Source organism: Roseateles sp. AC306 (assembly GCF_979253795.1).
On record NZ_CEEDEB010000009.1, the window covers coordinates 20,457 to 40,656 of the forward strand.

18 protein-coding genes are annotated in these 20,200 nt (G+C 67.7%); 10 read left to right on the forward strand and 8 right to left on the reverse strand.

Going from position 1 to position 20,200, the window contains the following annotated elements; all coding sequences use genetic code 11:
- Window positions 1-416: 416 nt before the first annotated feature.
- Genes AC0IZJ_RS17520 through AC0IZJ_RS17530 form a run of 3 tightly spaced genes read right to left on the reverse strand, consistent with a single transcriptional unit; the run spans window position 417 to window position 3,386 of the window.
- Entirely contained in the window at window positions 417-1,508 is a 1,092-nt protein-coding gene (locus AC0IZJ_RS17520) for an ABC transporter ATP-binding protein (protein ID WP_471852313.1), read from the reverse strand.
- A 15-nt stretch (window positions 1,509-1,523) separates the two neighbouring features.
- Window positions 1,524-2,456 (reverse strand): arabinan endo-1,5-alpha-L-arabinosidase, encoded by a 933-nt coding sequence (locus AC0IZJ_RS17525; protein WP_471852315.1) that lies wholly within the window; start codon window positions 2,454-2,456, stop codon window positions 1,524-1,526.
- Window positions 2,457-3,386, reverse strand: a complete 930-nt coding sequence (locus tag AC0IZJ_RS17530) for a dihydrodipicolinate synthase family protein (RefSeq protein ID WP_471852317.1) — start codon at window positions 3,384-3,386, stop codon at window positions 2,457-2,459.
- Between the two features lie 220 nt (window positions 3,387-3,606).
- Between AC0IZJ_RS17530 and AC0IZJ_RS17535 the strand changes: the two genes are divergently transcribed.
- The 8 genes from AC0IZJ_RS17535 (at window position 3,607) to AC0IZJ_RS17570 (ending at window position 12,816) form a co-directional block, all read left to right on the forward strand.
- Window positions 3,607-4,371, forward strand: coding sequence for an SDR family NAD(P)-dependent oxidoreductase (locus AC0IZJ_RS17535; RefSeq protein ID WP_471852320.1), 765 nt, complete (start codon window positions 3,607-3,609; stop codon window positions 4,369-4,371).
- Window positions 4,368-5,435: an aldose epimerase family protein gene (locus AC0IZJ_RS17540; protein WP_471852322.1), complete on the forward strand. Its 1,068-nt coding sequence runs from the start codon at window positions 4,368-4,370 to the stop codon at window positions 5,433-5,435. The genes AC0IZJ_RS17535 and AC0IZJ_RS17540 overlap by 4 nt, the downstream gene beginning before the upstream one ends.
- Before the next feature lie 15 nt (window positions 5,436-5,450).
- On the forward strand, window positions 5,451-5,921 hold the full coding sequence (locus AC0IZJ_RS17545) for an acyl-CoA thioesterase (protein WP_471852324.1): 471 nt from the start codon (window positions 5,451-5,453) through the stop codon (window positions 5,919-5,921).
- Window positions 5,911-6,828 (forward strand): SMP-30/gluconolactonase/LRE family protein, encoded by a 918-nt coding sequence (locus AC0IZJ_RS17550; RefSeq protein WP_471852327.1) that lies wholly within the window; start codon window positions 5,911-5,913, stop codon window positions 6,826-6,828. Before AC0IZJ_RS17545 ends, AC0IZJ_RS17550 begins: the two co-directional genes overlap by 11 nt.
- Before the next feature lie 157 nt (window positions 6,829-6,985).
- On the forward strand, window positions 6,986-8,125 hold the full coding sequence (locus tag AC0IZJ_RS17555) for a glycoside hydrolase family 43 protein (protein WP_471852329.1): 1,140 nt from the start codon (window positions 6,986-6,988) through the stop codon (window positions 8,123-8,125).
- Between the two features lie 64 nt (window positions 8,126-8,189).
- Window positions 8,190-10,340: a hypothetical protein gene (locus AC0IZJ_RS17560; RefSeq protein WP_471852331.1), complete on the forward strand. Its 2,151-nt coding sequence runs from the start codon at window positions 8,190-8,192 to the stop codon at window positions 10,338-10,340.
- Window positions 10,337-11,599, forward strand: coding sequence for a pectate lyase (gene pelA / locus AC0IZJ_RS17565; RefSeq protein WP_471852333.1), 1,263 nt, complete (start codon window positions 10,337-10,339; stop codon window positions 11,597-11,599). Before AC0IZJ_RS17560 ends, pelA begins: the two co-directional genes overlap by 4 nt.
- 71 nt (window positions 11,600-11,670) lie before the next feature.
- Window positions 11,671-12,816: an alpha/beta hydrolase family protein gene (locus tag AC0IZJ_RS17570; RefSeq protein ID WP_471852335.1), complete on the forward strand. Its 1,146-nt coding sequence runs from the start codon at window positions 11,671-11,673 to the stop codon at window positions 12,814-12,816.
- Between the two features lie 3 nt (window positions 12,817-12,819).
- Here AC0IZJ_RS17570 and mnmE read toward each other — a convergent pair whose 3' ends face one another.
- From mnmE to rpmH, 5 genes are all read right to left on the reverse strand, one after another.
- Window positions 12,820-14,184, reverse strand: coding sequence for a tRNA uridine-5-carboxymethylaminomethyl(34) synthesis GTPase MnmE (gene mnmE / locus AC0IZJ_RS17575; protein WP_471852338.1), 1,365 nt, complete (start codon window positions 14,182-14,184; stop codon window positions 12,820-12,822).
- A 196-nt stretch (window positions 14,185-14,380) separates the two neighbouring features.
- Window positions 14,381-16,102, reverse strand: coding sequence for a membrane protein insertase YidC (gene yidC, locus AC0IZJ_RS17580; protein ID WP_471852340.1), 1,722 nt, complete (start codon window positions 16,100-16,102; stop codon window positions 14,381-14,383).
- Window positions 16,095-16,400, reverse strand: coding sequence for a membrane protein insertion efficiency factor YidD (gene yidD, locus AC0IZJ_RS17585; protein WP_471852343.1), 306 nt, complete (start codon window positions 16,398-16,400; stop codon window positions 16,095-16,097). The genes yidC and yidD overlap by 8 nt, the downstream gene beginning before the upstream one ends.
- A complete protein-coding gene (locus AC0IZJ_RS17590) occupies window positions 16,397-16,912 on the reverse strand; it encodes a ribonuclease P protein component (RefSeq protein WP_471852346.1) in 516 nt (171 codons plus the stop codon). The genes yidD and AC0IZJ_RS17590 overlap by 4 nt, the downstream gene beginning before the upstream one ends.
- A 26-nt stretch (window positions 16,913-16,938) precedes the next feature.
- Window positions 16,939-17,073, reverse strand: a complete 135-nt coding sequence (gene rpmH, locus AC0IZJ_RS17595) for a 50S ribosomal protein L34 (protein WP_457425074.1) — start codon at window positions 17,071-17,073, stop codon at window positions 16,939-16,941.
- A gap of 327 nt (window positions 17,074-17,400) precedes the next feature.
- On the opposite strand from rpmH, the gene dnaA reads away from it, so the two are divergent.
- On the forward strand, window positions 17,401-18,873 hold the full coding sequence (gene dnaA, locus AC0IZJ_RS17600) for a chromosomal replication initiator protein DnaA (protein WP_471852349.1): 1,473 nt from the start codon (window positions 17,401-17,403) through the stop codon (window positions 18,871-18,873).
- Between the two features lie 161 nt (window positions 18,874-19,034).
- Entirely contained in the window at window positions 19,035-20,153 is a 1,119-nt protein-coding gene (gene dnaN / locus AC0IZJ_RS17605; protein ID WP_471852352.1) for a DNA polymerase III subunit beta, read from the forward strand.
- Window positions 20,154-20,200 lie beyond the last annotated feature (47 nt).

Sequence of the window (20,200 nt, forward strand, 5' to 3'; positions counted from 1 at the left end):
AACTCGCGCCGCTACGCTCTGCTCAAACAACCGTGCGGAGTCAGTTCTTGAAGCGTGCTCCGCACGCGGCCTCAAGTCTTTCCGTTCCTCGGCGGGGCTAAAGGGGGCATACGAAATACATCCACCACCCGGAATCCGGGTTTGGCTGTTGGCTGTTTCGGAGCCTCCCCTTCTAAACCGCCGAGAAGCGCAGAAGCCCAGGGCGCGCGCGAAGCGCGCTTCGACATCTGACTTCGCGCGGTTGTTTGAACGCAGCGTAGCGAAGTGAGTTCTGCGCGAGCCCTGGGCTTCGAGCATCGCAGGGCAGCCCGCAGGGCCGGTTTCGCAGGGGAGAGCTTTTTGCCTACTTTTTGGCGGCGCAAAAAGTAGGTCGGCCGCCGGGACGAAATCCCGGCTGGGCCTGGCCGCAAAGGCACTCATTGAAGCGCCTCCCGCGCGTGGTGAGCGAGTCCACCTTCATCAAACAAATGCGCCTCAGCCACGTCAACGCTGACCGCCACATGCGCCCCAAGCCGCACCGAAACCCCCGCTGGCACCGTCACGATCAACGCCGTACCGCCCTCCAGCTTCAGATGCGCCAATGTCCGTTCGCCAAGGAACTCGACCAGCTCGACGCGGCCGCGCAAAGGCCCTTGCTCCGCCACACGCAGGTTCTCCGGCCGCACCCCCAGCACCAGCCCCTGCGACGCCAAGCCATCAGCTGCAACACGCGTCGTGACTGAAGCACCACCTGGCACCGTCACCACAGCACGCCCGCCGTCATCCGCCGCCCGCTCGACCGGCACGAAGCCCATGCCCGGCGTCCCGATGAAGCTCGCCACAAACCGCGTTGCCGGCCGCCGATACAGCTCCGCCGGCGTCGCCACCTGCTCGATAGCGCCGCCCTTCATCACGACGATGCGCGTCGCCAAGGTCATCGCCTCGATCTGGTCGTGCGTGACGAACACCATGGTCGCGCCCAGGCGCTGGTGCAGTTGCGCCAGCTCCAGCCGCGTGCGTCCGCGCAAAGCCGCATCCAGGTTCGACAAGGGTTCGTCGAACAAAAAGATCCCCGGCTCCTTCACCACCGCGCGGCCAATCGCCACACGCTGGCGCTGCCCGCCCGACAGATGCGCGGGCTTGCGGTCCAGCAGCGTGTCGAGCTCCAGCATGCGGGCCGACTCGGTGATGCGCCTGGCGATCTCGTCGGCCGGGACGCCGATGTTCTTCAGTCCGAACGCGAGGTTCTCGCGCACGGTCATGTGCGGGTAGAGCGCGTAATGCTGGAACACCATGGCCAGGTTGCGCTGCCCAGGCGGGGCGACGGTCACGTCCTTGTCGCCGATGAAGATGCGCCCGCCCGACACCTCTTCCAGGCCGGCCACCATGCGCAGCAGGCTGGTCTTGCCGCAGCCCGAGGGGCCCAGGAAGACGACGAACTCGCCTTCGGCCACGTCCAGCGACAGGTTCTCGATGACCTGCACCGCGCCATAGCGCTTGCAGACGTTCTCCAACTTCAGGCCAGCCACGTCGGTGTCTCCGGTTCAATCTTCTTGTGCGATCACGGGCCAGCCGTCGTCGGTCCAGCTCAGTCGCTTGATGCGCAGATGCGGCTTGCCACCGCGCTCGCTGTCGTAGGCGTGGTGGACGAGCCAGTCACCGACGACGTCCTGGTGGCCCGGGCCTTTCCAGCGCGCGCCGCTGGCCGCGAGCAGCTTGGTTCCGCCAGCGTCCATCAGGTCCTTGCCGTCGCGGTCAAGGTAGGGGCCGGTCACACTGCGGGCGCGGCCTACGCGGACGTTGTAGGTGCTATCGGCGCCCTTGCAGCACAGGTCATACGAAGCGAACAGGTAGACCCAATCGCCACGGCGCGTGATGGTGGGTGCCTCGATGGCGGGACTGCGGGCAATGAAGCGCGTGCTGCCGACGGGGCGCAGTGTGTCCGTACTCAGCTCCGTCAGCCGCAGGCCGCCCCAGAAGGAGCCGTAGCTGAGCCACAGCTTGCCGTCGCGGTCGAGAAACAGATCGGGGTCGATGGCGTTGAAGTTGTCGGTCGCCACGCTGGCCACGACGAGGCCGTCGTCGCGCCATTCGCCACTGTCCGGCTTGTCGCTGCTGGCCAGGCCGATGGCCGAGCGGTTCTTGCCGAAGGTGGAGATGGAGTACAGCAGCCAGATGCGGCCCTGGTGCTGGAAGAGCTTGGGTGCCCAGACGTCCACGCCCTTGTGCTCGGGCACTGCCTCGGCCCACCAGGCGGGCGGCTGGCTGAACACCGGCGCCAGGCGGCGCCAGGTCTTGCCCTCGTTGGTGGACTCCAGCCGCTGCAGGCCGCGGCCGGTGGTGAAGACGAACCAGCGGTCGGCGGTGATCAGCAGCGTCGGGTCATGCGCGCCAGGCTCGGCCTGCGGCTCGACGGCGTCCACGCGCGCGGCCAGGCACAGGGCCAGCGCGGCCACCAGCGCCATCAGGGCGCGCATTCACTTGCTCCAGCGCAGAACCAGGGGATCGAGTCGTTTGGCGGCGTCGAGCAGACCGGCGCGGGTCTCGGGGCTCATCTCGGGGAACGGATGGCGCGGCGCATCGCTCTTGATCACGCCACCTTCCTTCATCAGCGCCTTCGCCGTCAGGATGCCGCCCTGGCGGTTCTCGTAGTTGATCAGCGGCAGCCAGCGGCCGTACTGGACGACCGCTTCCTCGCGGTCGCCACGGTGGAAGGCGTCGAAGATGAGCCGGATGCCGTCAGGGAAGCCGCCGCCGGTCATCGCGCCGGTGGCACCGGCGTCCAGGTCGGCCAGCAGCGTGATGGCTTCCTCGCCGTCCCACGGGCCTTCGATGGCGGCGCCACCGACGCGGATCAGCTCACGCATCTTGCTGGCGGCCTGCGGCATCTCCAGCTTGAAGTACTTCACGTTGGCTATTGTTGAAGCCATGCGCGCGAGGAAGGGCACCGACAGCGGCGTCCCGGCCACCGGGGCGTCCTGGATCATGATCGGAATCGCAATCGCGTCGGACAGGCGCTGGTAGAAGCTCTCGATCTGGCCTTCCGACACGCGGAAGGTGGCGCCGTGGTACGGCGGCATGACCATCACCATCGCCGCGCCGAGCTGTTGCGCCAGCTGGCTGCGTTCGATGCAGATCTGCGTCGAGTAATGCGTCGTCGTGACGATGACGGGCACGCGGCCGGCGACGTGTTCCAGGATGGCGCGGGTCAGCGTCTCGCGCTCGGCGTCCGACAGCACGAACTGCTCGGAGAAGTTCGCCAGGATGCACAAGCCGGTGGAGCCCGCGTCGATCATGAAATCGATGCAGCGCAGCTGGCCGGGAACATCCAGCGTGCCGTCGGCGTGGAAGATGGTCGGCACGACGGGGAAGACACCCCGGTACGGTCGCGTGGTGGAGGCGCTCATGATGCGGTCCCTTGTCTCTGGGGGAAGTTGGATCAAGCGTCGACGCGCGGCGCAGGGCCGGCTGTTGTCGCTGGCATGGCGCAATTAAAGTATGACTATTTAACGTTGATCATCGGGGTAAACCCGAAATTCAACGACTTTGCAAACAAAAAAGTATGACTAATAATCTGGCCACAACCCGGCCAGAGAAGCCGGCCAGCAGCCGATCGGAGACAGTCCCTTGAGTTCCTACGCGCGTTATCCCAGCCTCCAGGACCGAGGCGTTTTGATCACCGGCGGGGCCACCGGCATTGGCGAAACGCTGGTGGAAGCCTTTGCCGAACAAGGCGCCAAGGTGGCCTTCATCGACCTGGCTGCCGAGGAAGGCCACGCGCTCGCGGCCCGCCTGGCCGGCTCGCGCCACGCGCCGCAGTTTGCTGCCGCCGACCTCTCCAACGTCGAGTCGCTGCGCGGGGCAATCGCTGCACTGCGCGAGCGCACGGGCCCCTTCACCGTGCTGCTCAACAACGCTGCCAACGACAAGCGCCACGCCGTCGAGGACACCACGTCCGAGTTCTGGGACGCCAGCGTCGCCGTCAACCTCAAGCACCAGTTCTTCACCGCGCAAGCCGTGCTGCCCGACATGAAGGCGGCAGGCGGCGGCTCGATCATCAACTTCGGCTCCATCAGCTGGATGCTCAAGCAAGGTGGCATGCCGGCGTACACGGCCAGCAAGGCAGCGGCCCAAGGACTGACGCGCTGCCTGGCGCGCGACTTTGGCCCGCACAAGATCCGCGTCAACACGCTGGTGCCGGGCTGGGTGATGACGGAGAAGCAATTGAAGCTCTGGGTCACCGAAGAGACCAAGGTCGAGATCGCCAAGGGCCAGTGCATCAACGAGCCGCTGATGCCGCAGCACATCGCGGCGATGGCGCTGTTCCTGGCCGCGGATGACTCGGCCATGTGCACCGCGCAGGACTTCGTCGTCGACGGGGGCTGGGCATGAGCGTGGATTGCCGGGAATACGGGCACCTGCCCGATGGCCGCGTCGTCCATGAATACACGTTGAGCAACGGCCTGGGCCTGACGCTGACCGCCATCACGCTGGGCGGCATCGTCACCGGCCTGTGGGTGCCGGACGCTCAAGGGCAGTGCGGCAACGTCGTGCTCGGCTTCGACAACCTGGACGACTACGTCCACCGCAACCCGTCCTTCGGCATCATCGTCGGCCGCTACGGCAACCGCATCGCCGGCGCCAGCTTCGAGCTGGACGGCCAGACCCACGCGCTCGGCCGCAATGACGGCCCCAACTGCCTGCATGGCGGCACCGAGGGCTTCGGTCATCGCCTGTGGACGGCGGTGCCCGCCGAACCCCGCGCCGGTGAGGCGGCCGCGCTGCTGTTCAGCTACACCAGCCCGCACGGCGAGCAAGGCTTCCCCGGCGAGCTGCGGGTCTATGTTCGTTACTCGGTCAGCGCCACCGACAACCGCTGGCGTGTCGACTACACGGCCACGACCGACCGCGCCACCGTCGTCAACCTGACGCACCACGACTACTTCAACCTCGCGGGCGACGGCAGCGTGCTGCGCCACCGCCTGACCATCCCCGCGTCGCGCTACAGCGAGGTCGATGAGCACCTGATTCCGCAGCAGCACGCGGCCGTGGAGGGCACGCCCTTCGACTTCCGCGAGGCCATGCCCATCGTGGCCCGCATTCGCCAGTCCCACCCGCAGCTGCTGCGCGCCAAGGGCTACGACCACAACTGGCTGCTCGACGGCGAACTGAACGCCGACGGCCTGCGCCCCGCCGCCACGCTGGAAGACGCGCACTCCGGCCGCCGCATGGACATCCTGACCAGCGAGCCCGCCATCCAGTTCTATTCCGGCAACTTCCTGGACGGCAGCCTGGCGGGGCCGAACGGCCGCATCTATCGCCAGGGCGATGGCCTGTGCCTGGAGACCCAGCACAACCCCGACTCACCGCACCACGAAGAAAGCAGCGACTGGCCCAGCACCGTGCTGAGGCCGGGCGAGGTGTTCCGCAGCACGACAATCCACGTCTTCAGCTGAACCCTCGACACAGCCATGGACCTGCCTGCCCACCAACTGACGATGACGGTGCTGATGACACCGGACACCGCCAACTTCTCCGGCAACGTCCACGGCGGCAACATCCTCAAGCTGCTCGACCAGGTGGCCTACGCCTGCGCCAGCCGCTATGCCGGCCGCTACGTCGTCACGCTGTCGGTGGACCGGGTGATCTTTCGCCAGGCCATCCACGTCGGCGAGCTGGTCACCTTTCTGGCCTGCATCAACATGACCGGTACTTCGTCGATGGAAGTCGGCATCAAGGTCGTGGCCGAGAACATCCGCACGCAGGAGGTGCGGCACGTCAACAGCTGCTACTTCACGATGGTGGCCGTGGGCGACGACAACAAGCCCGTGCCCGTGGCGCCGCTGCGCCCCTTCACTCCCGATGAGCGCCGCCGCCACGCCGGCGCCCTCGCCCGCAAGCAGGCCCGCGCGGCCTTGGAAGTCCGTTCCGATGAGCACTGAACATCCCTTTTCCCTCGCCCTCGCGCAGGCCAACAGCCTTGGCGAAGGCATCCAGTGGCATGCGCCGAGCGGCCGCTGGTGGTGGACCGACATCGAGGGCGCCTGCATCTACGCCTGGACACCCGGCGCCAGCGCCACGCTGCAGGTGCGCCTGCCCGAGCGCGTCGGCTGCTTCGTGCACGGCCGCTCCGGCGCCATCGTGCTGGCCATGGCCAAGCGCGTCGCCCGGCTGACGCTGCCCGATCTGCAGGCCACCGGCAGCATCGCCGCCGAGCCTGAGACGCTTGCGCCGCTGGAAGTGAACCTGCCCACCAACCGCGCCAACGACGGCCGCTGCGACCGCAGCGGTGCCTTCGTCTTCGGCACGCTGTACGAGGTCGAGCCGCGCCAGCCCGTGGGCGGCTTCTACCAATACACGCAGGCGCACGGCCTGCGTCGCCTGCCGCTGGACGGCGTCGCCATTGCCAACAGCATCTGCTTCAGCCTGGACGGCCGGCGCATGTACTACTGCGACACGCCGACGCGCCGCATCATGGTCTGCGACTACGACTCGGCCAGCGCCCGCGTCAGCGAGCCGCGCCTGTTCGTCAAGAAGGAGGCCGGCGATGGCTACCCCGACGGCTCGACCATCGACGCCAAGGGCTGCCTGTGGAATGCCGAGTGGGGCGCCGGCACCGTCGCCCGCTACGCGCCCGATGGCCGCGCGCTGGGACGCCATTCGGTGCCGGTCAGCAACACCACCTGCCCGGCCTTCGGTGGCCCCGCCGGAGACCAGATGCTTGTGACGACGGCGCGTGAAGGCCTCACCACGGCCGAGCTGATGGCCAAGCCGCTGTCCGGCAGCCTGTTCGGCATGGCGGTGGAGCCGGGGTTGTTCGTGGCGGAGACCTTGTTCAACGACGCTTGAACGCCCGCCCGCGCTGGCGGTCGAGCGTTGCGGAATTCACGCAGGCGGCCATCTGCAAAGCAGCGCCGCGAACAGGCGCCGAAATGCGGCACTCTTCAACAATGGCCTGGCGCCAATGCGGCCATGCTGCAAGCCTGTCTTCGCATTTCCGCCCGTCATGCACCCGAAAGTCATCTCACAGCCGCGCCGCCGCCGGCCCGCTCGCGCCTCGGAAGCCGCCATCGAAGTCGGCCCGACGAACGCCGCGCACCTGCCCGTCGCCGCAGCCGTGCCGTCGGCCTGTTTCGCGAACCCGATCGTTGCTGCGGCGATCCCAGCGGGGTCGGCCGACCCTTCCGTGGTCTACGCCAACGGCTACTACTACTACTGCCGCAGCGTCGGTGACGTCTTCCTCGGCGTCGCACGGGCCGAGCGGCTGCAGGACATCGGCAAGGCCGAGGCCGTCAACGTCTTCGAACCGGAGGTCGGCACGCTCTGGAGCTGCGAGATCTGGGCCCCCGAGCTGCAATTCGTGCGCGGCCGCTGGTACATCTATTTCGCCGCCAGCGACGGCGAGAACCGCAACCACCGCATGTATGCGCTGGAGGCCAAGACCGACGACCCGCAGGGCGAATACACCTTCAAGGGCCGCGTCGCCGACGCGACCGACAGCTGGGCCATCGACGGCATCGCGGTCAAGAACGATGGTGAGCTCTACTTTGTCTGGTCGGGCTGGCGCAACGAAGACGACGGATTCCCGCAGGTGCTCTACATCGCGGCCATGAGCGACCCTTGGACGATCAGCGGCGAGCGGCACGAGATCGCCGCACCCGACCTCGCCTGGGAATGCAAGGGTGCCCCGCTGCTGGAAGGGCCGGCGGTGCTGTATGGCGACAGCGGCCTGTTCCTCAGCTATTCGGCCAGTGCCAGCTGGACGGACCACTACGCCCTGGGCCTGCTGCGCTTCAACGGCGGCGACATCCTCTCGGCATCGTCCTGGCTCAAGAGCCCGGAGCCGGTCTTTGCCGCCCGGCCGGCGCACGGCGTGTTCGGCCCGGGGCACAACAGCTTCGTCAAGTCGCCCGATGGCCGCGAGGACTGGATCGTCTATCACGCCATCGACCGCTCCGGTGGCGGCTGGTCGCGGCGCAGCGTGCGCGCCCAGCGTTTCGAATGGACGGCTGACGGCCTGCCGCTGCTGGGTGCTCCAGTGCCTGCCGGCCTGTTGATGCCAGAACCGGCGGGCACGGCGGAGAGCACCAGCTCGCTCGAGGCCGTGCAGATGTCGGTGCTGGTGCCTGCGACCGCAGCCATGTAGAGGCGGTGGCCAAGCGGTCACGCACTTGCGCGGCCACTGCTGCGGATTTCGGCGACATTGCGGCATGCTCGCCCGCACCCTGCTGCCTCTGCTTCTTGCTCTGGCCCCGGCCCTGCAAGCCCAGCCGAACACGCCGATAGACCGCGCCGCCGTCGTCGCCCGCCACCAGGTGCGCAACACCGGCATCAACCCCGAGTCCGCGTTGAGCGTCGGTAACGGCGACTTTGCGCTGACCGTCGACGTGACCGGCCTGCAGACGCTGGAGCGCATCTACTACGACAACGGCCTGCCGCTGGAGACGCGCAACAGCTGGTCCTGGCACAGCTTCCCCAACCCCGAGAACCTGCGCTTCGAGGACACGCTGGCGCCTGTGCCCTTCCATGGCCGGCAGATCCTCTACCCCACGCAGCAGAACACCCCCGCGGGCCGCTACTACCGCGAGAACCCCCAGCCCATGCCGTTGGGCCAGTTCGCCTTCACGCTGCACGGCGAGCCGCTGCGCACCGAGGACATCGCCGGCATCAACCAGACGCTCGACCTGTGGACCGGCATCGTCACCAGCCGCCTGCTCGTGCGCGGCCAGCCGCTGGAGGTGCTGACGGCCGCGCATGGCAGCGCCGCCGTGCTGGCCGTGCAGGCCCGCTCGCCCTTGATCGCCAGCGGCGAGCTGCAGGTGCGCCTGCGCTTCCCCTACGCCTACCGCACCTCGATTGCCCACAAGCCGCCCTTCATCTGGGAGCAGCCGGCCCGGCACCAGAGCACGCTGACGCAGGTCGCGCCCGGCCATGCCCGCATCGCCCGCCAAGCCGACGGCACGCGCTACGACACCGAGCTGCGCTGGTCCACGCCGGCCGAGCTGGTCAGCGCGTCCACGCCGCAGTTGGCTGCGCCGCACGACTACCGCCTGCGCGCGACCAGTGGCGACACCCTCGCCTTCACGGCCGCCTTTGCCGACGCCGAGCATCCGGCACCTAACGAAACCGTCGACAGCACGCTCGCCTCATCGAAGCAGGCGTGGGCCGCCTACTGGACGAAGGGCGGCATGGTCGACCTCAGCGCCGCCACCGACCCGCGCGCGAAAGAGATCGAGCGCCGCACCATCCAGTCGCTCTACCTGATGCGCGTCAACTACGCCGGCAGCTTCCCGCCCGCCGAGACCGGCCTGCAGCACCTGAGCTGGTTCGGCAAGCACAACTCCGAGGTCTATGCCTTCCACGCCGCGCAGTTCTATCAGTGGGGCCATGTGGACCTGCTGGAGAAGGGCCTGGGCTGGTATCTGAAGCAGCTGCCCAAGGGCATCGCGCAGGCGAAGAGCGAGGGCTTCGACGGCGTGCGCTGGCCCAAGATGTCGGGCCTGGACGGCCGCCCGACGCCCGGCGGCATCAACCCCTACATCATCTGGAACCAGCCCAACCCCATCTACCTGGCCGAGCTGGTCTACCGCGCCAAGCCGACGAAGGAAACACTGCAGCGCTATGGCGACATGGTGTTCGAGTCGGCGAAGTTCCTGGCGTCCTTTGCCCAGCGCGACCCGGCCACCGGCGTCTACCACCTGGGCCCGCCGCTGAAGAACGTCAGCGAAAGCACGTCGGTGGAGCTGGTGCGCGACCCGACCTTCGAGGTCGCCTTCTGGTACTGGGGCCTGCAGGTCGCCCAGCAATGGCGGCAGCGCCTGGGACTGGCGCCCGAACCGCGCTGGGCGGAGGTCATCAGCAACCTCGCCCCGCTGCCGCAGCAGGACGGGCGCTACCTGGAGATCGCCGGCATCCGCGACCTCTTCAAGCCCGGCAAGCAGGGGGCGCCCTCGTCCATGCTGCTGGCCCTGGGCTATCTGCCGGCCACGCCCAAGATCGACATCGAGACCGCGCGCCGCACCTTCCATGCCGTGCACGAGCAGCGCGGTGCCGATGGCGGCTGGGTCAGCTGGCAGATGGGGCAGGGCGCGCTCACCGCCGCACGGCTGGGCGAGCCCGAGCGAGCCGTCGCCATCCTCGGCAACACCGCGCCTGCCGCCCGCTTCATGCCTAGCGGCTACAGCCACCGCCCGCGCGACCCCGAGGGCGCCGTGGCCTACCTGCCCACCAACTCGGCCTACCTGATGGCGCTGGGCCTGATGGCCGGAGGCTGGGACGGCGCACCGGCCGGCTCCGCGCCCGGCTTCCCCAAGGATGGCGCCTGGACCGTGCGCGCTGAAGGCCTGCTGCCGCTGCCATGAAAAGACTGCTGCTCGCCCTCGCTTTCGCACCGGGCGCCCTGCTCGCCGCCGTCATCGGCCACAACACGCCGGCGCCCGAGGTGAGCGCCGCGCGCCTCGCGGAACTGCCCGCCGCACAGCGCCCCGCCTGGCGGGCCTACCTGGAGCGCTCCGACCGCCAGATGGCCTTGGACCGCGCCACGCTGGCGCGCGAGCTGAAAGCCGGCGACACCGTGCCCCCGCCGCCCACCGCCGGCAAGATGAACGCGCCGCTGGACCGCGACGACGCCTGGTACGGCTCGGCGGAAGCGGCGGTGATCGCCGAGACCATCGTCAGCTTCCAGACCCCCAGCGGCGGCTGGAGCAAGAACCAGGACCGCAGCAAGCCGCCGCGCCTGCCCGGCCAGCGGTACTCGAACAACGCCGAGACCATGACCGTCGGCAGCGGCAGCTTCGACGAGCCGCGCGACCGCTTCTGGACCTTTGTCGGCACGCTGGACAACGACGCCACGCACAGCGAGATCCGCTTCCTGGCGCGCGTGAACCAGCAGCGCCCGAGCGGCGCCTACCAGGCCGCCATCCTCTTGGGGCTGCGCTACCTGCTGATGGCCCAGTACCCCAACGGCGGCTGGCCGCAGAACTATCCGCTGGAAGGCGGCTTCCACGACGGCATCACTTTCAACGACGACGCGGTCGCCGAGGCCGCGCGGCTGCTGCAGGACGTGGCCGAGGCGGCGCCCGGCTTCGCCTTCGTCCCCAGGCCGCTGCGCCGACAGGCCGGCACTGCTGCGGCCCGCGCGGTAGACCTTCTTGTATCCGCCCAGGTGAAGGTCGACGGCCGCCTGACGATCTGGCCGCAGCAGGTCGACGCCGTCACGCTGGCGCCCATCTCCGCACGCAACTATGAGCCGCGCAGCCTGGCCAGCGCCGAAAGCGCCGGCGTGCTGCTCTTCCTGATGCAGCAGCCGCGCCCGACGCCCGCAATGAAGGCGGCGATCGAGTCAGGCATCGCCTGGCTGAAGGCTCATGCGCTGCGCGACCACGCCTTCACGATGACACCCGACGGCCGCAAGCTCATCGCCCAGCCCGGCGCCGGCCCGCTGTGGTCGCGCCTGTACGACATTCCCACCGGCCGTCCGATCTTTGGCGACTGGGGCAAGACCATCCACGACGACGTCAACGAGATCTCCAAGGGCCGCCGCAATGGCTACACCTGGTGGGGCGTGTGGCCGCAGAAGGCGTTGGATGCCTACTCACGCTGGAAGGCTGCAAACCCCTAGCAGACACCGTTGTCATCAGCGGGCGTTTCGGCGACATTGCCGCACCCTCGCTGACCCACCCCGACGACGCCATGCGCCTTTTTTCGTCCCTGCTGCTGAGCCTGTGCCTTGCTGCGTCCGCGCAGGCCGCCGAGATTGCCGCCGCCGGCCCCGGCCCGTTCGCCGTCGGCTCCACCAACCTGCAGGTCACGGTGCCCGGCGGCAGGCCGCTGATCGACTACCTCAACGGCAGCAAGGACGGCGCCTACCTGTCGGCCATCCTGACCCAGCCGCAGGCCGTGCCGCAGCTGCAGGTCAGCGTGCCCGCCAGCCAGCCGGGCGCCGGCGCCCTCGTCGGCAAGCCGCAGCCGGTCGTGCTGCACATCCTCTACCCAACGCCCGCCAGCAACCCCCGGCCCGACTACGCCTTTCCCTACAAGGAAACCGGCGACGCCCTAGTGCCCCACATGCAGGGCCCGGCGGAAAAACCGTTGCTGGCCGACCCGGCCGCCAAGTACCCGCTCATCGTCTACTCCGGGGGCTACAACACCCACGGCCTGTGGCACCTGGGCCATCTCAAGCTGCTGGCCTCACATGGCTACATCGTCGTCAATCTCTTCCACGGCGACAGCCGCGCGCCGGGCTATCCCGAGTCGGTTGCACTGCGCCAAGCGGGCGTGCGCGCCGCGCTGGATCACGTGCTGAAGGACCCCGTCTTCGGCCCCGCTATCGACCGCGAACGCATCGGCGCCTCCGGCGCCAGCGCCGGCGGCCTGACCGTGCTGGCCCTGCTCGGCGGCATGGACCCGAAGTACCCCGCCCACAACCCGCGCGAGCCGCGCATCAAGGCCGGCTTCGGCCTCGTGCCTTTCATGGGCACGACCTTCGGCTTCTGGCCGTTCAAGACGGAAGCCTGGCACCTGGGCGAGGATTTCGGTGGCCTGGCCGCCGTCAAGGCGCCCTTCTTTGCCGTCTATGCCGACCAGGACAAGAGCGTCTCACCCGACGCCGTCCGCGCCGGCGTCCGCCGCCTCGGCGGCCCGGCGTGGGCCGTCGAACTGCCTGGCGAAGGTCACCTGCTTTCCCCGGCCGCCGAGCGCGAGGCCTACAGCTGGGAGCTGACCTTCTTCGACGCCTTCCTGCGCGGCAACGCGGAAGCAAAGGCCAAGCTGGCAGCGAGCACGCAGATCAGTGGTGGTGGCAAGGGCAAGATGACCTTCGTCAGCGCGGGGCGCTGAGCGTCACTTGCCGATGCAAAAGCTGCTGAAGATCACGCCCAGCAGCTCATCCGCCGAGAACGCGCCGGTGATTTCGCCCAGCGCGTCATGCGCCAGGCGCAGCTCCTCAGCCAGCAGGTCCAGCGCCGCGTCGCGTTGAGCGGCGACCTCGCGCGCCAGCATCAGGTGTTCGGCCGTGCGTGCCAGCGCCTGCACATGGCGCTCGCGGGCGATGAACAGGCCTTCCGGCACGGCCTGCCAGCCTGCAGTCTTCAGCAGGCGTTGCCGCAGCGCTTCCAGGCCCTCGCCCGTCTTCAGGCTCAGCGCGATCTCGCCTTCAGGCGCCGTGGCCAGGTCGGCCTTGTTGAAGATCTGCACGATGCGGCCCGCATCCACACTACTCAGCCGGGCGCGGATGCGCTCGTCCTCGGCCTCGTAGTCGGCCTGGCCGACGCGGCCCAGGTCGTGCAGGAAGAGCACGACGTCGGCATCCGCAATCGCGTCCCATGAGCGTGAAACACCGATGCGCTCGACCTCGTCCGCCGTCACGTCGCGCAGGCCGGCCGTGTCGGTGATGTGCAGCGGCACGCCTTCGATCTGGATGGTCTGGCTGACCTTGTCGCGCGTCGTGCCGGGGATGGGCGTGACGATGGCCAGCTCGGCGCCGGCCAGTGCGTTCAGCAGCGAGCTTTTGCCCACGTTGGGCTGGCCGGCGAGCACGACCTTCAGGCCGTCGCGCAGCAGTGCGCCCTGGCGCGTGCGGGCCTGCACTGCGTTCAGTTGTTCCGTCAGGCGGTCCAGACGGCCGAAGGCGTCGGCCTTTTCGAGGAAGTCGATTTCCTCCTCGGGAAAGTCCAGCGTCGCCTCGACCAGCATGCGCAGCTGGATGAGCTGGTCGCGCAGCACGTCGACCTCGTGCGAGAGCGCGCCGCCGAGCGCCCGGCTCGCGCTGCGGGCGGCGGCCTCGGTACTGGCGTCGATGAGGTCGGCCACGGCCTCGGCCTGCGCCAGGTCGAGCTTGCCGTTCAGGAAGGCGCGCTGTGTGAACTCACCCGGCTCAGCCAGCCTGACGTTGCCGCCAGCTTCGATCAAGCGCGCCAGCAGCAGCTGCATGACGACCGCGCCGCCATGGGCCTGGAGTTCCAGCACGTGTTCGCCGGTGTAGGAATGCGGCGCCGGGAAGTGCAGCGCGAGGCCCTGGTCGATGGGCGTGCCGGCTGCGTCGTGGAAGGGCAGATAGGTCGCCTCGCGCGGTTTCAGCGTCCGGCCGCAGACGGCTGCTATCAGCGGGGCCAGGTCTTGCGGCGATGACACACGCACGATGCCAACGGCGCCTCGCCCCGGGGCGGTGGCGATGGCGGCGATGGGGTCGGCGTGGCGGGCGAGCATGGACGCAATTGTCGGCGGCCAAAGCAAACAGCCACCCGAAGGTGGCTGCTGGCGGAATTGGCGCGGGGGAGGCTCGGGTCGGGTGCTCTCGTGAGCCCCGTCCGGGCCGTTGTTCTCTGCCCCGCGAAGCGATTGAACTGCGATCAGCAGGCCGAAAACAGCCCCCGGCTGCGGGGGCTGTGCAGATTCACGTGCTTCAGTTCACGCCCAGGCGCTTGTTGATCATCCATTGCTGGGCGATGGACAGGATGTTGTTCGTCAGCCAGTACAGCACCAGGCCGGCCGGGAAGACGAAGAACATGACACCGAAGGCGACGGGCATGATCCACATCATCTTCTGCTGCATCGGATCGGCCGCCGGCGGGTTGAGCCAGACCTGGAACAGGCTGGACAGCATCATCAGCAGCGGCAGGATGAAGTAGGGGTCGCGCACCGACAGGTCGGTGATCCACAGCATCCACGGCGCCTGGCGCATCTCGACGGTGGACAGCAGCACCCAGTACAGGGCCATGAAGATGGGCATCTGCAGGAAGATGGGCAGGCAGCCGCCGATGGGATTGATCTTCTCCTCGCGGTAGATCTTCATCATCTCCTGCTGCATCTCCTGCGGCTTGTCCTTCAGGCGCTCCTTCATGTCGTTGATGCGCGGCGCGACGGCCTTCATGCGCGCCATCGACTTGTAGGCACTGGCGTTCAGGCTGTACAGCGCGATCTTCAGCAGCAGCACGAGAGCGACGATGGTCCAGCCCCAGTTGCCGATGAAGCCATGCAGCTTGTCGAGCAGCCAGAACAGCGGCTCGGCCAGGATGGTCAGCACGCCGTAGTCCTTGACGCGCTCCAGGCCGGGAGCCAGTGCGGAGAGGTTGTTCTCTTCCTGCGGGCCGGCGAAGAGGGTGGCCTGCTGAGTGGTGCTGGCGCCCGGGGCCAGCGTCGGCAGCGTGAACACCATGCCAGTGGCATAGGTGTCACCGCGCACGCCAGCCTGGCCGGGCAGCTTGCGCACGAAGAACTCGCGGTTGCCCGGCTCGTTGACGAGCCAGGCGCTGGCGAAATAGTGCTGCACCATCGAGACCCAGCCGTCGTTGGCCTGCTTCTCGATGTCGACCTTGTTCTTGTCGATGTCCTCAAACTTGATCGTGTGGAACTTGGTCTTGTCGTTGTAGACGGCCGGGCCGGTGAAGCTGGGCGTGAAGGCCGCGCCGCCGGTGACCGTGCTGCCATCGCGCACCAGTTGCAGATAGACCTGGGGCGTGACCGGCGCCGCGCCGACGTTGACGACCTCGTGCGTGACGCCGACCGTGTAGACGCCGCGCTTGAAGGTGAAGGTCTTGACCAGCTTCACGCCGCCGACCTCGGCCGATTCAAGCCGCAGCTTGACCTCGTTCTGGCCGGCTTCCAGCTCGCGCGGGCCTTCTACAGCAGTCATCGGCGTGTTGTGCGTCGGCAGCGGGCCGGCGCCGCCCACCAGGCCGGTCTGGGCGCGGTAATGCTGGCCGGCGTTGAACAGCACGACGGGCTCGGGCTTGAACTCGGGCTTCTTCTGCAGATGCACCATCTGCAGCAGCTGGTCGGTGACCGTCGGGTCCGGCGACGTCAGGTACTTGGGCAGCTCGGCGCGGACGATGTCGCCGCCCAGCGTGTCGACCGTGACCGTCAGCACGTCGGTGCGGATGGTGACCTTCTCGGACGGTGCCGCCCCAGGGGCCGTGACGGCCGGGGCCTGGGCGGTGCTGGCCGAGCCTGTCGAGCTGGTCGGCACGCCGCTGGAAGCGGGGTCGCCAGGTGCCGTTGCGACCGCCTTGGGCGCCTGGGGGCTGAACATCGAGGGATGCCCGTTGTGCTTCTGCCAGCCGTCCCAGAGCAGGACGAGGGACATGGTGAACACCACCCACAGCACGGTGCGGCGAATATCAGTCATGGAGGGACTCGGAAGAGGAAGACGGTGCGCAAGGCACAGGGGAAATCAGGCGGGAAAACAGGCGCGGCGCATTGTCAGGCACGGGGTCGTGCCCGCCTTTGCACAGCGGCTGGCAGCGCAGGATGCGGTGAACGGTCAGGTAGCTGCCGGCCAGTGCGCCGTGCTTTTCCAGCGCGGCGAGCGAGTAGCGCGAGCAGGTGGGCTCGAAGCGGCAGGCATTGCCCAGCCAGGGGCTGAGCATGAGCCGGTAGCCACGCACCAGGGCCATCAGCGCACGGGCAGGCCAGCCGGGATTCATGCGGCGCTACCGGAATTGGCCGAGGCTGGCTTCAGGGCCTTGTCCAGCAGCTGCGCCAGCTCGGCACGGGCCGCAGCGCGCAGCGCGTCGGACGCGGCGCTGGGGAATTTCTGGCGGTCAAACGGAGAACGCAAGCGCACAACCCACAAACCCGGCGGCATGCCGGGACGCTCGGCAAATGCGGCACGGATCTGCCGCTTCAAGAGCGCACGCGTCACCGAACGCTTGGCATGCCGTTTGGGCACGACGATGCCCACCCAGCAACCTTCAGGCGCGTTGGGCGGGTCTTGTTCCACAGCGTTGGGGACAGGCTGTGAATCGCCTGTTGATAACTTGGCTGAGGCTGTGCGCAACTGGGCGGCATGCCAGGCGCTGGGCGCCGGATTGGCCGAGAGGTGGTGCAGCGCGAAATGCGCGCTGCGCGCCCGGCTCTGACGGCCGAGCACACGCTCGAAGTCCACCGGGCGGTTCAGCTTGCCGATCATCGGATGCCCGGGAAGCTGACGACGCACGGGGCGCCGTCTTCAATCAACGGGGCTTAGACGGCCAGGCGCTTGCGGCCCTTGGCGCGGCGATTGGCGATGACGGCACGGCCGCCACGCGTCTTCATGCGCACGAGGAAGCCATGGGTGCGGGCGCGGCGGGTCTTGGAGGCTTGGTAGGTACGCTTCATGGGGAGACCTCTTTGGAGGGTTTGTTCGGTTCGTCCGGGCACAGCGGTTGGTGCCCGACAAGAAAAGCGCACGGCGAACGAATCGCAGTGCGCGAAAACCCGGCATTACAGCAGATGCGGCGGCACCGGTCAATAAGTCGCCAGTCTCAAGCGGGGTTTGCCAGGGATTGACCCCCCGCCAAATTCTGTGGATAACCCGTCCTTCGGCAGGCCCGGGTCCGTACAATCCGGCCGCTCGAAAAGAAGTTTTCCACAATGAGCGAAGAAGAACACTGGGTGGACGGGGTACAGGCTTTGGCAACGGGCGAAATGACTGACGCAGGGGGCATGAATTCGGCGGATTGGGCGTCAGATCTCTGGCGGCGTGGCTGCGAGCGCCTGGCTACCGAACTGCCCGAGCAGCAGTTCAACACCTGGATCCGCCCGCTGCCGCCGGCCACCGTCGCCGGCGAAGGCGCCGATGCCGCGAGCGCGCTGGTGGCCACGCTGAAGGTGCCCAACCATTTCAAGCGCGACTGGATCCGCCGCCAATATGCAGCCCGCATCGAGGCCATCCTGACCGAGCTGGCCGGCCGCCCGACGCGGCTGGAGTTGGCCCTGGTGGCGCGCGATGCGTCCAGCGCGCCCATCGCCGTGCCCAGCGTGATGTCGGCTGCCGTCTCCGCAGCGCATCAGCAGCAGCTTTCAGCCGCGCCGGCCGAGCCCAGCGCCGCGCTGCGGCCCGTGAGCGCGCCGCCTGCCAGCAGCATCATGCTGCCGTCGCAGGCGCCCGCCTCGGCCAAGCACCGCATCAACCCGCAGCTGACGTTCGACACGCTGGTGCCCGGCCGCGCCAACCAGATGGCCCGCACCGCCGCGCTGCATGTGGCCGGCGCGCCTGGCATCACCTACAACCCGCTGTTCATCTACGGCGGCGTCGGCCTGGGCAAGACCCACCTGATCCACGCCGTCGGCAACGCGCTCTTGAAGGACCGGCCCGACGCCCGCGTGCTCTATCTGCATGCCGAGCAGTTCATCTCCGACGTCGTCAAGAACTACCAGCGCAAGACCTTCGACGAGCTCAAGGCCAAGTACCACTCGCTGGACCTGCTGCTGATCGACGATGTGCAGTTCTTCGCCGGCAAGGACCGCACGCAGGAGGAGTTCTTCAACGCCTTCGAGGCGCTGCTGGCCAAGAAGGCGCACATCATCATGACGTCGGACACCTACCCCAAGGGGCTGGTGGACATCGACGAGCGCCTGACCAGCCGCTTCGACGCCGGCCTGACGGTGGCCATCGAGCCGCCCGAGCTTGAGATGCGCGTCGCCATCCTCATCAAGAAGGCCGAGGCCGAGGGCACGCCCATGCCTGAGGACGTCGCCTTTTTTGTCGCGAAGAACGTGCGCGCCAACGTGCGCGAGCTGGAAGGCGCGCTGCGCAAGGTGCTGGCCTATGCCAAGTTCTCGCACAAGGAGATCAGCATCACGCTGGCCCGCGAGGCGCTGAAGGACTTGCTCTCCATCCAGAACCGCCAGATCGGTGTGGAGAACATCCAGAAGACGGTGGCCGACTTCTACAAGATCAAGATCGCCGACATGTACTCCAAGAAGCGCCCGGCCAGCATCGCCCGGCCGCGCCAGATTGCGATGTACCTGGCCAAGGAGATGACGCAGAAGAGCCTGCCCGAGATCGGCGAACTCTTCGGCGGGCGGGACCACACGACGGTGCTGCACGCGGTGCGAAAGATCGGTGGCGAGCGGCAGAAGAACACCGAGCTGAACCAGCAGCTGCACGTGCTGGAGCAGACGCTGAAGGGCTGAGGCGCATCGCTGCTTCGGGTTGACCCGCATCACCCTGGCAACCCTGCCAGCCCGGGCGGGCACCGTTTCCGGGCGACAATCCGAGCTTCACGCGCGCGCGCGGTTTTGGGTTACCGGCCCAGCCGAATTTCCCACCAAAGATCTCCTCCAAAGAGGCCTACATGATCGTTTTGAAAGCTCCCCAGGATCAGGTGCTCGGCGCGCTGCAAGCAGTGGCCGGCATCGTCGAGCGGCGTCACACGCTGCCCATCCTGGCCAATGTGTTGATCCGCAAGACCGGCAACCAGGTGGAGCTGACGACGAGCGACCTCGAGATCCAGGTGCGCACGACCGTGCAGTTCGACGGCGACGCCGGCAACCTGTCCACCACCGTGGGCGCGCGCAAGCTGATCGACATCCTGCGCGCCCTGCCTAACGACCAGGTCGTCAGCCTGACCAGCAACCAGAACAAGATGACGCTGCAGGGCGGCAAGAGCCGCTTCACGCTGCAGACGCTGCCGGCCGACGACTTTCCCCTCGTGCAGGAAGCCGCCGACTTCGGCCCGGCGTTCAGCGTGCCGCAGAAGGCGCTCAAGGGCCTGATCAACCAGGTTCACTTCGCGATGGCGGTGCATGACATCCGCTACTACCTGAACGGCATCCTGTTCGTCGCCGAAGGCAGGAACCTGACGCTGGTCGCCACCGACGGCCACCGCTTGGCGCTGGCTCAGGTCGAGCTGGACACCGACATCCCCAAGCAGGAAGTCATCCTGCCGCGCAAGACCGTGCTGGAGCTGCAGCGCCTGCTGAAGGATGGCAAGGGTGAAGAAGACGCTGCCATCGAGATGCGCTTCGCCGGCAACCAGGCCAAGTTCAGCTTCGGTGGCATGGAGTTCGTCACCAAGCTCGTCGAGGGCAAGTTCCCCGACTACAACCGCGTCATCCCCAAGAACCACAAGTTCCGCCTCACGCTGGGCCGCACCACGCTGCTGTCCAGCCTGCAGCGCGCGGCCATCCTGACCAGCGAGAAGTTCAAGGCCGTGCGGCTGACTTTCGAGCCGGGCCTGCTGAGCATCGCGTCCAGCAACGCCGAGCAGGAAGAGGCCAAGGAAGAGATCGAGATCGACTACGCCGGCGACAAGATCGAGACCGGCTTCAACGTGACCTACCTGATGGATGCCCTGGCCAACATGAGCCAGGACATGGTCTGCATCGACCTGAACGACAGCGCCTCCAGCGCGCTCTTGACGATTCCCGACACGACGGGCTTCAAGTACGTGGTCATGCCAATGAGGATCTGAGTCACGACCTGACTTGGACACAGCGGGCTTCGGCCCGCTTCAGTGCT